Origin of the sequence: Akkermansia sp. BCRC 18949 (assembly GCF_045011645.1) — a bacterium.
GTDB classification, from domain to species: Bacteria; Verrucomicrobiota; Verrucomicrobiia; order Verrucomicrobiales; family Akkermansiaceae; genus Akkermansia; species Akkermansia massiliensis.
Genome location: NZ_CP123619.1, coordinates 1,632,187 through 1,644,299, shown reverse-complemented (window position 1 = coordinate 1,644,299; position 12,113 = coordinate 1,632,187). Strand labels below are relative to the sequence as shown.

Here is a 12,113-nt window from a genome sequence, read left to right as displayed (position 1 = left end):
ATTTCAATTTCTTATGAATGTTCATCATTATTCCGGGCTGCTGGGGGCGGCCTGCCTCCTCACTCCCGCCTATGGCGGGTTGATGTCTGACTCGTTTGATGTTCAGACCTACCGTGATTTCGCGGAAAACCGGGGCATTTTTGATGTGAATGCCAAAGACGTCGCTATCTACGACAAGAATGGCAATTACGTGGGGACTATCCCCAAAATGATGAATTTTGACGGCGTGGCGGATGCCCATATCGGGGAGGCCGCGCTGGTGGGCGGTCCCGGCTTCATCGCCACCGTATCACATGATTATTATAACCATTTCGTTTCCTTTACGGTTCGTTTCGGTGCCAAGCAAGGAACTCCTTTTTACGATTCCTACCGCAGCGTTACGAGAAAGGATGCATGGGGTGATAAGTCCGATTTGACATACGACTACCGTGTGCAGCGATTGAGCAAGATCGTGACGGAGGCGGAATACGCACCTTACCTGACTGACCCGGAATACCTGGACAACATGAAAGGGAGGCTGGTCATGAGAGCTGGTTCCGGAGTTCAGGCTGTCGCCACAGGAAACGGCAAACAGGAAAAGATTGATGCCTCTTATGGCTATTTGACCGGAGGAACCCTTGTTTTTGAGGGGCAGGCCAGCGCTCCGGGAACAGGAGAGCCGGATCCGGAAAATGCCAAGACCTATCCGGCTTACCGGTTCTGGTACAATTTCAAGAAGCCTTCGGAGTCCAATCCATTGCCTTCCGGTGGATTGTCAGGGGATAGTGGAAGCCCGTGCTATGTGTACAATGAGAATTCCGGCAAGTGGGAGTGGGTAGGTGCGGCACAGTCTGCCAGTGGAAGCGGGTATGGACAGTTTACCCAGATGCGTTCCGGCAACCAGTGGGCCAGCGATTACGTGGACAGCTTCAACCGTACCATAAGCGTTGCGGCGAGCGGTGACGTACTGTGGAACGTGACGGATGCGGACGGCAACGGGACCTTTGTGCAGGGAGGTGTGACTACGGATTACACCGGATTGGCGGCCGGATTACGCGGGGACACCTCCACGAAAGGTACACAAGCTACAAATGAGCAGTTGAACGCCTGCAATAATCTGATTTTTGACGGCTCCGGCGGCACAATCGTGCTCCAGGGGTCCGTGGATACCGGAGCGGGGTCCCTCACCTTCAACCGCGATTATGTGCTGAGCGACGGAGGCTATTCTTCCCGCCGCCTGAATACGGCGGGCTTTGTGGTGAACAAGGGAGCTGCGGTCACCACCTTGCTGACCGGAGCCTCCGGAGACGAGTGGAGGAAGATTGGGGAAGGCGATTTGATCGTCAGCGGCCACGGGAACAATGCGGCGGACATCAACGTGGGCGGCGGCGGAAATCTGATTTTGGACAGGGACGGCTACGCGGCCCGTAACGTGAAGCTGAACGGGGGCGGAGTAATGGTGCGCCTTGCCGGGGAAAACCAAGTGTCCGGGGAGTTCATCTTCGGCCACCGCGGGGGCGTGGTGGACATGTACGGGCATAATTTGACGCTGAATGCCATCACGCATCTGGATTCCGGAGCCTGCTTCGGCAATTTCCGTGCGAATACCGCCGTGACATTCACGTTTACGGGGCACGGGGCGCAGGACTATCTTGGAAGCTTCATGGACGGAGGGGCCTTGAAGGACGGCCAGCTTCATGTGGTGTACGCGCCCGGCACGGGAGAAGGTTCCGTCTGGAACCTGTCCGGGCATATTTTCAATACCGGGACGTGGACGGTGCAGGGAGGTGAGGTGAAGGTAGCCGGGGTGCATGCCCTGCACGCGGGCGGCTATGTGGATGAGAACGACTGGGAGACGGCCCTCTTTGCCACCGGAACGGTGAATGTGGAGAGCGGTGCGCGGTTCACGGCGGGAGGCCATGCGGAAGTTGGCTCTTCCGTGAACGTGGCGGACGGAGGGACGTATGCCATTCTTTCCGGCGGCAGTCACAGCGGGAACGTGGCTCTATCCGGTTCCGGGGCCGTCATGAGGGCGGAAGTGGACTCCGGTTCCGCGACGGAATCCGGCGTTATTTCAGGAACCGGCTCTCTTGTGAAAACCGGAGAAGGAACGCTGGTGCTGACCGGGGCCAATTCCTATTCCGGCGGTACCGTCATTGATGCGGGGACGCTCGCCGTGGGTGACGGGGAAAAAGACGGTTCCCTGGGTACGGGAACGATTGTCAACAATGGAACTCTCGCTTTCAATTCGCTCCACGCCGGCTCCGTTAATTTGCAAATATCCGGGACGGGCCGCCTCGTGAAAAACGGTTCCGGAATGCTCGCCGTACAGAAACACCAGGCTTATACCGGAGGAACTACGGTCAATGAAGGAACGCTGATGCTTATTTCAGGAGGTGAGGAAGGTATCATCCGCGGAGGGCTGGTTATCAACCGGGGCGCAACGGTTTCCCTGCGCGGGGTGGACTGTTTCGGCAATTCGGGAAATGAGGCCTGCGTCAGCCATGTGGAAATTAACGGAGGAACCCTGTTCCAGAATGATACCAGGAACCAGACCTTCCGGAACATGACCGTCACCCTGGCAGGAGGGACGCTGGACGGCGTGGCGAAGGGAAGCATGGAGGTCTGGACGGATACCGTTTTCCAGGTAAGGGCGGCGGACAGGGCCTCGGAAATCAGGACGGTTAATGTCAAGCTGAGGGGAGGCAGTCCTGCTGTCTTTGCGGTGGAGCGCGGCACGGCGGAGGCGGATTTAAAAGTATCAGCCAACATCGTCAATTACTCCGGAGCAAAGGGCTCCGTTGCCAAGACAGGAGAGGGGATCATGGTTTTATCCGGAAAGAATACCTATTCCGGCGGAACGTCCGTCAATGGGGGAACGCTGGCAGCGGCCTCCAACCAGGCTCTCGGGACGGGGATGGCGACGGTCAATTCCGGTGGTTGCCTGGTACTGGGAGGCTTGGGGACGGATGCGGGCACGGTCAGCCTGGGGAATAATATTCTGGTGAAGAACGGAGGCATCCTTTCCGGTTCCGCCACCTTGTCCGGAAACACGGTCATGGAAGCCGGGGCTGTGTTTGAACTGACCTTGACCATGGGCGGTTCCGCAGGGGGCGAGCTGGCGTGCAACAGCCTGATGCTCCAGTCCGGCGTCTTCCAGATTGACGCGGGGGCCAAGCTGAAGCTGGCGGCGTTGAGCCTCGACTATTCCACCGACTTCTGGGGAACCTCCCACATCCTGAACTTCATTGAGGGGGGAGCGAACGCGACCCTGACGGGTAATTTCACGCTGGATGCGTCTTCCGCCGGAGATTACGCGGCGTACGGCCAGTGGAGCCTCCAGAAGAACGAGGATTCCAAGGAAGTGAGCATGGTGTGGACGCCGAATGCGGCTCCGGAAGCTTCTTCAGCCATGGCATCGGCGTTTACGGCTACGGCGCCTGCTCCTGTTCCTGAACCGTCCTCATGCATGCTGCTGATGGCTGCGCTGGGAGCGGTGTTCCTGCGCCGTTCCGTTCCGCGGAACGAATAAAAAAGGCCTGTAAATTCAACGCGCCGCATTCCGGAGGGAGTGCGGCGCGCTGCTTTTCCGCGGTTCCGGGAAGGATACGGGATGCTTTAAAGAGGAAGAATGCGCGCTCTCCGCGCTACTTCTTCCGGAGAAAGGGAGTACAGGCTGTCCAGCAGGGAGACGGCAAAGGAACCCGGAACGGGACTCTGTTCAAAGGCCATTTCCCCCGCGATGCCCATTAATACGGCCGTGGAGACGGCCGCTTGCAAGGGGAAGGAAGAGACGGAGGCGCAGGCGGCGGCCAGCGCGCCCATGGAACAGCCCACGCCCGTGACGCGGGACATCATGGCATGTCCGTTTTCCGTGGAAATCACCTGGCGGCCGTCCGTGGAATAGTCCGTGCGGCCCGTGACGAGGACAGCCGCTCCCGTGTGCAGAGCCAGTTCCCTGGCCGCCTGCAGGGCGTCTGCGCTGGAGCTGGTGCTTTCCGGTCCCTTCGTGACGGAGGAGTACCCGGCCAGAGCCATGATTTCAGAGGCGTTCCCGCGGATGATGCGGGGCTTCCGTTCCTTCAACTGTTCCGCCAGCCGCGTACGCAGGGAGAGAGCTCCAACGGCCACCGGGTCCAGAACCCAGGGGATGTCCAGCCGGTTGGCTTCCTGCACCGCCGTCTGCATGACGGCTCCCTGTTCGCGCGTCACGGTGCCCAGGTTGACCAGCAGGGCGTCTGTTCCGCCGCGGAGCATTTCCACGGCTTCCTCCGCATCGTTGAGCATGGCGGGAACGGCTCCTGCGGCCAGCAGCAGGTTGGCCGTCAGGGGCTGGACGACGGAGTTGGTCAGAGAGAGAATCAACGGAGCCGTCTCCCGGATTTTTTCCAGATCGGCGGAGACGGCATGGACGAGGTCAGTTGATGAAGGCATGGCGTTTGAAAGAATGTTTTGCTGCCCGCTTGTTTCCGGAATGCAGCCGGTCAGGCCAGCGCCCGTGCGGCGGCTTCCGGATCCTCCGCTCCGCAAATGGCGGAGACGACGGCAATGCCGCTGGCCGCTCCCGTAGCGCGCACCAGCCGGGCGCGCTCCGCATCCAGCCCGCCGATGGCGACGACGGGCAGGGGAGACTGTGAGGCCAGGGCGGCGAAGCCGTCCACGCCCAGCACGGGCGGGGCGTTCAGCTTGGAGATGGTGGGAAAGACAGGCCCCATCCCAAGGTAGTCCACCAGGGCGGCGTCTACGGCGCGGAGCTGGTCCGCGTTGGAGACGGAAAGCCCCAGAATCCTGTCCGGGCCGATCATGGCCCTGACGGCAGGAACCGGCAGGTCACGCTGGCCGATGTGGACGCCGTCCGCGTCCAGCGCCAGGGCCAGGTCAATGCGGTTGTTGACGATGAAGGGAACGCCGCGGGCCGCCAGGAAGTCCCGGATGGGCAGCGCTTCCCGGTAGCAGGTGCCCGCGTCCGGATTGGTGGAGCGGTACTGCACGATGGTGACGCCGCCGTCCACCGCCCTCTGGACGGTTTCCAGAAGGCTGTGGCGGCATTTGGCCGCTTCATCAGTGACCAGGTAGAGATGGAGGCTGAATTCTTTCATGGCTGGAGGATGGGAAGGATTAGTCCGTGAACAGGGGGGTGGAGAGGTAGCGGTCCCCTGTGTCCGGCAGCAGGACCACGATGGTCTTGCCTGCGTTTTCCGGGCGCTGTGCCACCTGCGTGGCGGCCCAGAGCGCTGCGCCGGAGGAAATGCCCGTCAGCACGCCGTCCGTGCGCGCCAGCTCCTTGCCGGTGGCGAAGGCGTCTTCATTGGTGACGGTGATGACTTCGTCATACACGGAGGTATCCAGCGTTTCCGGCACGAAACCCGCGCCAATGCCCTGAATCTTGTGGGGGCCGGCGGTCCCCTGGGTCAGCACAGGGGAAGCGGACGGCTCCACGGCCACGATCCGGATTTCCGGATTGCGTGATTTGAGGTACTTGCCTACGCCCGTAATCGTGCCTCCGGTGCCGATGCCTGCTACGAAGATGTCCACCTTGCCGTCCGTGTCGTTCCAGATTTCCGGTCCGGTGGTCCGGAAATGGACTTCCGGGTTGGCCGGGTTGACGAACTGGCCGGGAATGAAGCTGTTGGGGAGTCCTGCGGCCAGTTCCTCCGCCTTGGCAATGGCTCCCTTCATGCCCAGCGCGCCGTCCGTCAGCACCAGTTCCGCGCCGTAGGCCTTCAGCAGGTTGCGGCGTTCCACGCTCATCGTTTCAGGCATGGTCAGGATGATCCTGTACCCGCGGGAGGCGGCCACCGCCGCCAGGCCGATGCCCGTGTTCCCGCTGGTGGGTTCAATGATGACGGAATCCGGATTCAGCTCTCCGGAGGCTTCCGCGGCGTCAATCATGGCCCGGGCGATGCGGTCCTTCACGCTGCCGGCGGGGTTGAGGTATTCCAGCTTGGCCAGGATGGCGGCGTTCAGGCCGTTTTTGCGTTCGTAATTGGTCAGCTCCAGCAAAGGAGTGCCGCCGATCAGTTCTGTAATGTTTCTGTAAATTCTCATGGCTTGTAGGAAAAGAGCGTTGTAGCCGTTAAATCGTTAGAGAATGGCGCGGAAGCCCTGTTCCAGGTCTTCGAGAATGTCGTCGATATGTTCCGTGCCTATGGAAAGCCGCACCGTGGAGGGCGAGATGCCTGCCGCCTTCAGTTCCTCCTCCGTCATCTGGGAGTGGGTGGTGGAGGCCGGATGAATCACCAGGGACTTGACGTCGGCCACATTCGCGAGCAGGGAAAATAGTTCCAGGCTTTCGCAGAACTTGCGAGCTTTTTCCGCGCCACCCTTGATTTCAAAGGTGAAGATGGAGCCGCCGCCGTTCGGATAATATTTCCGGTAAAGTTCGTGGTCCGGATGGTCCAGCAGGGAGGGATGGTTCACCTTCTGCACCTGGGGATGAGCCGCCAGGTAATCCACCACGCGCAGGGCGTTCTGCACATGGCGCTCCACCCGCAGGGAAAGGGTTTCCAGCCCCTGGAGCAGCAGGAAGGAATTGAACGGGCTGATGGTGGCTCCCGTATCCCGCAGCAGGGTGGTCCGGATCTTCATGATGTAGGCCAGAGGGCCGCAGATTTCCGCCAGCACGGCGCCGTGGCAGTTCGGGTTGGGCTGGCTGATGCCGGGGAATTTATCATTCTGCGTCCAGTCGAACTTGCCGCCGTCCACAATCACGCCGCCCATCGCCGTTCCGTGGCCGCCGATGAATTTGGTGGCGGAATGCACCACCACGTCCGCGCCGTGCTCCAGAGGGCGGAACAGAAAGGGGGAGGCGAAGGTATTGTCCACAATGAGCGGAATTCCGCGGGCGTGCGCCACCTCCGCCAGCGCGTCTATGTCCGCAACGTTGCAGTTCGGGTTGTCCAGGCTTTCCACGTACAGGGCCTTCGTATTTTCCCGGATGGCCTTGGCGAAATTGTCCGGATTGCTGCCGTCCACGAAGGTGGTTTCAATGCCGGATTCGGCAAATGTATGGGCAAACAGGTTGTAAGTGCCGCCGTACACGTTGGCGGCGGAAACGATGTGGTCCCCAGCGCGCGCAATATTCTGGACGGCATAGGCGATGGCCGCCGCTCCGGTGGCTACCGCCAGCGCGCCCGCTCCCCCTTCCAGGGCGGCGATGCGCTTTTCGAAAACGTCTGCCGTGGGGTTCATCAGGCGGTTGTAGATGTTGCCCGGCTCCGCCAGGGCAAAACGGGCGGCCGCCTGTTCGGAGTCCTTGAAGACATAGGAAGTGGTGGCGTAAATCGGCACGGCGCGGGCATCCGTGGCCGGGTCCGGATTTTCCTGGCCCACGTGGATCTGGCGCGTTTCAAAACGATGGTTCTTATTCATATTTTTTATATTCCTATCGGAAAAGTAGGGAATAGATAGTTAAAGCGGGACGGGATGTCAAGTGCCGGGTAAAAAAAGTGGGACATAAGGCCAAAACAAAAAAGGGGCGAAAAAATGTTCAGGCCGGGTGCTCCGGTTAAATGCCTGCTCCGTAGTCGCAGCCGATTTCCTTCTGCTGCTCGGACAGGTCCTCCAGCGTGACGCGGCCCAGGTAATCCTCAATGACCTTTTGCAGCCCCCGCCAGAAAGGCAGCGTGGCGCAGCTTGACGCCCGCGGGCACGGGCTGTTCTGGGAGGCCGTGCAGGAAAGGGGCAGCAGGGAGCCTTCCGTCAGTTTCAGGATGTCTTCCGTGGTGTATTCCCGGGGATGCCGGGACAGGCGGTAGCCGCCGGACTTCCCCCGGAAACTCTGAACGAAGCCCGCTTTCAGCAGGATGGCGATAATTTGTTCCAGATACCGTACGGTGATGTCCTGCCTGGCGGAAATCTCCTTCAGGGAGATGTAGCCGTCGTCATTGTGCTGGGCAAGATCAATCATCAGGCGCAGTGCATAGCGTCCTCTGGTGGAAACCTTCATCATACCGGATCAATAAACGATATTTCAGGCTGCCCGTCAATCGGGAATGAAGGCACCGCGCGGAATAAGGGAACACGGGCGGACCGGTTCTCCGTCAGGGGCCTCAGTAGCTGTAATGGCGTGGCACGCGGGGGCCTATTCCGGTAAAGATTTCCCAGGAAATGGTGCCGGCTTTTTCCGCCAGTTCCGTCACGGGAATGTTTGGTCCCATGATCTCCACGGCCATGCCCGGTTCCGGATGGGGAACGCCGCTCACGTCCACCATGATCTGGTCCATCGTCACGCGCCCCAGCAGCGGGCAGGAGACGCCGTCCACCATCACGCGGGCGCCCTTGTGGGCCAGGGAGCGCAGGTAGCCGTCCGCATAGCCTATGCCCACGGTTGCCACCCGGGTGGGATGGTCCGTTACAAAGGTGCCTCCGTAGGAAATGCCGTGCCCTTCCGGCAGCGTGCGCGCCACCGTCAGGCGGGAGAACAGGGCCATGGCCGGCTTCAACTGCGCGGCCCATGGGGAGGGAATGGGGGAAAAGCCGTACAGCACCAGGCCGGGACGGCACATGTTGTTGGAGGGAATCTCATAATCCAGGGAAGCGGCGCTGTTGGCCAGGTGGCAGTACTTCAGGGGCAGTTTTTCCCGGATGCGGGCGGCCATCTGCTCAAAGCGGGCAATCTGCTTCAGCGTCAGCGCCCGGTACTCATCCGCACAGGGCAGGTGTGCGCCCAGCCCTTCCATGTACAGGCTGTCCAGTTCCCCCAGGCGGGAGAGCAATTCTTCAAGCTGGTCCGGCAGGAATCCGCCGCGGCCCATGCCCGTATCCACGGAGATATGGATGGGAAGCGTCTTCCCGTACAGACGCGCCAGGGAATTGTAGTGCACGGCTTCCTCCATGGTGGAGATGAAGGAACGCCAGCCGTTCAGCACGATTTCCTCCCGTTCCTCCGGAAAGGCGGGACCGAGGATATAGGGCCGGGTGCGGCACCCCGCCTGGCTGATGCGCCGCGCTTCCCCCACGTTGGCGACTCCGAAGAAGGCGATGCCTTCCGAATCCAGGGTGCGGCAGACCTGTTCCAGCCCGTGACCGTAGGCTGCCGCCTTTACCACGGGCATGTAATATTCACCCTTGGCCGCCTGCTTGACGACGTTCAGGTTATGGCGGATGGCCCCGAGGTCGATTTCGGCCCAGGCGCGGGGGGGGCTGGTCACTGGCATGATGGAGAAAGGCGGAGAGGTTGGAAAAAGGAGAGAGGCGGCACGCTGCCCCGGTACGGAGGGATTGTCCGCCTTTGCCCGTGCAATGCCAGACGGATTTTTGTCAGTCTTGGTGCAAAAAGAAGGGAGGACGGCAGGAGGGGTGCAGAGACGCATCCGGCATTCGGGTCATTCCGGCTTTTGCGGTAAAGTGCCGGGGCCGGAGGCAGGAGTTTCCAGCTCTGAAGGGGAAGATGCGTGCGGGGCGTCCCGCAGGGTTTTCAGCAGGGCCGCCATGGTGTCTATGTCCTCGTCCGTCATGGAGGAGAGACCGTCCAGCTTCTTCTTGATGGCTTCAATTTCCTCCTCCCGGTACGGCATGGGTTCTCCCGCATGGGGATGCAGGAAGAAGGAGGTGATGGTGCTGGTCAGCGTTCCCACGAAGCCGATGCCCGTGAGCATCAGGAAAACGGCCAGGAACTTTCCGGGAGTGGTGACCGGGTAGGTGTCCCCGTAGCCCACGGTAGTGGCGGTGACAAAGGACCACCAGATGCCGTTGGGAAGGCTCATGCCTTCCGCCAGATGGATGCCCACGGCCCCCAGCAGGATGATGACCAGGGCGGCAATGCAGATGTACTTGAATCCGTTCGTGTTGAAGAAACGCCTGATGCGCGTGGTGAACCTCATGGCGTAGGAGAACAGGTCCAGGTACCTGGCGAGCCGCAGAATCTCGCCGAGGGAGGCGAACCTGAACAGACGGAACAGCACGTCAAAGGGAATGATGGCCAGCAGGTCCCAGACATGGTCCTTGACGAAGAGCCATTTGGACCTGCTGATGGAGAAGCGGACCACGTAATCCAGCACGAAAATCCAGTAAATGATTCGGTCCGCCGTCACTTCCCATTCCGCCGCCTCGGAAGTCAGGTCAATGGCCGCCAGCGTCACGGCGACCAGGGCCAGCAGGCACATGCCCGTTTGATAGGCCAGCTTCAGGAACAGGAAGTGCCGGGGCATGTGGTGGAACGCGTTCATGACGGGGAATGAAAGGAAAAAGCCGCTCCCCGGGGCAGGGAGCGGCTTGTGAAAGAGGCCGTTTCCGCCGGAGGCTTTATTTAAGCAGGAGCTGCTCCATCAGGGCCTGGGAGGACTGGGCCAGCACGGCGGGATCGTCCAGCATGCCGGCGCGGAGCAGGGCGGTATTCGCAATCTGGTCCGCTACCATCTGGGCCAGTTCCGGATTTTCCGTCCTCAGGGCGGAGAGCTTCTTCACCAGCGGGTTGGAGGGGTTCAGCTCCAGCTGGGGATGGCTTTCGGGGATTTCCTGCCCCATGGCTTTCATATACGCCCTCATTTCCGGGCCCATGTCATTGCCGCTTTGCAGGGCCACGGCGGCTCCGCTGACTAGGCGCTTGCCCAGGGTGACCTTGGAGAATTTGTCCGGGTACAGTTCTTTCAGCCATTCTTCCAGGGCGGTGGCTTCCTCCTGGGGCAGGGCGTCCTTCTGTTCCTCTTCCAGCTCGGGAAGCTCCACGTCGGCGCGGTCGATCATCGTGACGGGCTTGCCGTCCACGCTGGACAGGGAGTCCAGCACGAACTCGTCCCCGTGGTCCGTGAAGAAGGCAACTTCGTATCCGCGGGCCTTGAAGGCTTCCAGGTACGGGCTGTTTTCCAGGTGGGAGCGGGAGGGGCCGGTGAGCGCGTAAATAGCCGTCTGCCCTTCCTTCATGCGGGTGATGTATTCCTCGAAAGAGGTCGTTTCCCCCGGCTCCGTGGCCGTGGATTCAAAACGGAGCAGCTTGCCCAGGGATTCCTTGTTCGGCCAGGAGGTGACCACCCCTTCTTTCAGGTAGCGGGAAAACTGTCCGTAGAATTCCTTATAGGTTTCTTTTTCGTCCCTGGCAAGTTTGTCCAGGTGCTTGATGAAGCGCTTGGTGATAATGTCGCTGATCTTGCGCACCAGGGAATTGTCCTGGAGCATTTCGCGGGAAATGTTCAGGGGCAGGTCCTCGCTGTCCACCACGCCGTTCAGGAAGCGCAGCCATTCCGGAAGCAGGCCTTCCGGCTTGGCGTCAATCAGCACGCGCTTGCAGTACAGGGAGACGTTGGCGTCCACGCGGCCGAAGCCGAACATTTCCGGATTACGCTTGGGGATGAAAAGCAGGGCATTCAGCATGATGGGGGCGTCCGCGCTGAAATGCATGTAGGACAGGGGCTTTTCATCCGTGTGGGAGATAAACTGGTAAAACTCGTCGTATTCCTCCGGCTTCACGTCTGATTTGGACTTGGACCAGATGGCCTGGACGGTGTTGATGTGCTCTCCGTTGAAGTTGATGGGGAAGCCCACGAAGTTGGAATAACGGCGCAGGAGCTCCTTCACGCGGTATTCCTGGGAAAACTCCTCATACTCATCCTTCAGGTGGATGACGATGCGGGTGCCGCGGTCCAGCGGTTCGTCAAGGGTTTCAATGCTGTAGCCCTCCCGTCCGTTGGAAGTCCAGCGCAGGGAGGCCGCCTCCGGCTCCCAGGAATGGGTAAAGACCTCCACCTGGTCCGCCACCATGAAGGAGCTGTAAAAGCCCACGCCGAACTGGCCGATCAGGTCCGCGCCGCCTTCCTGCTTCTGCTTGAGGGCCTCCATGAACTTCTTGGTGCCGGAATGGGCGATGGTCCCCAGGTTTTCCACCAGGTCCGCTTCCGTCATCCCTATGCCGGTGTCCGCGATGGTGATGGTCTTGTTCTCCTTGTCCGTGGTGATGCTGATTTCCAGAGGCTTTTCCGGCTGGTAGATGTTGGAATCCGTCAGTTGTTTCAAGCGCAGCTTCTCCAGGGCGTCGGAGGCGTTGGAAACGAGCTCCCGCACAAAGATTTCCCGGTCGCTGTAAAGGGCGTTGATGACAATGTCCAGCAGCTGCCGGACTTCCGCCTGGAATTGATGCGTTTCTGTATTCATATGGAAAAATGTGTTACGGGTGCCATTATAGGGACCTCGTCAAGGGG

General features: G+C 60.4%; 9 protein-coding genes. 1 reads left to right on the top strand and 8 read right to left on the bottom strand.

What is annotated here, in order from left to right; all coding sequences use genetic code 11:
• The first annotated feature begins 13 nt into the window (after nt 1-13).
• On the top strand, nt 14-3,511 hold the full coding sequence (locus P8A25_RS06800; protein WP_215442578.1) for a S6 family peptidase: 3,498 nt from the start codon (nt 14-16) through the stop codon (nt 3,509-3,511).
• 86 nt (nt 3,512-3,597) lie between these two features.
• Here P8A25_RS06800 and thiM read toward each other — a convergent pair whose 3' ends face one another.
• The 8 genes from thiM to htpG form a co-directional block, all read right to left on the bottom strand.
• A complete protein-coding gene (gene thiM / locus P8A25_RS06795; protein WP_215442580.1) occupies nt 3,598-4,413 on the bottom strand; it encodes a hydroxyethylthiazole kinase in 816 nt (271 codons plus the stop codon).
• A gap of 50 nt (nt 4,414-4,463) precedes the next feature.
• Nucleotides 4,464-5,078: a thiamine phosphate synthase gene (thiE, locus tag P8A25_RS06790; protein ID WP_215442582.1), complete on the bottom strand. Its 615-nt coding sequence runs from the start codon at nt 5,076-5,078 to the stop codon at nt 4,464-4,466.
• Nucleotides 5,079-5,097: 19 nt separating this feature from the next.
• Nucleotides 5,098-6,027, bottom strand: a complete 930-nt coding sequence (gene cysK / locus P8A25_RS06785; protein ID WP_215442584.1) for a cysteine synthase A — start codon at nt 6,025-6,027, stop codon at nt 5,098-5,100.
• 36 nt (nt 6,028-6,063) lie between these two features.
• On the bottom strand, nt 6,064-7,350 hold the full coding sequence (locus P8A25_RS06780; RefSeq protein WP_102722326.1) for an O-acetylhomoserine aminocarboxypropyltransferase/cysteine synthase family protein: 1,287 nt from the start codon (nt 7,348-7,350) through the stop codon (nt 6,064-6,066).
• Nucleotides 7,351-7,486: 136 nt separating this feature from the next.
• The gene (locus tag P8A25_RS06775) at nt 7,487-7,927 is read right to left on the bottom strand and encodes an Rrf2 family transcriptional regulator (RefSeq protein WP_102722359.1); all 441 of its coding nucleotides are present in this window, start codon (nt 7,925-7,927) and stop codon (nt 7,487-7,489) included.
• A 103-nt stretch (nt 7,928-8,030) separates the two neighbouring features.
• Entirely contained in the window at nt 8,031-9,137 is a 1,107-nt protein-coding gene (alr, locus tag P8A25_RS06770; protein ID WP_215442585.1) for an alanine racemase, read from the bottom strand.
• Between the two features lie 168 nt (nt 9,138-9,305).
• Nucleotides 9,306-10,148, bottom strand: a complete 843-nt coding sequence (locus P8A25_RS06765) for a potassium channel family protein (protein ID WP_215442586.1) — start codon at nt 10,146-10,148, stop codon at nt 9,306-9,308.
• Between the two features lie 76 nt (nt 10,149-10,224).
• Nucleotides 10,225-12,066, bottom strand: coding sequence for a molecular chaperone HtpG (htpG, locus tag P8A25_RS06760; protein ID WP_102731014.1), 1,842 nt, complete (start codon nt 12,064-12,066; stop codon nt 10,225-10,227).
• Nucleotides 12,067-12,113 lie beyond the last annotated feature (47 nt).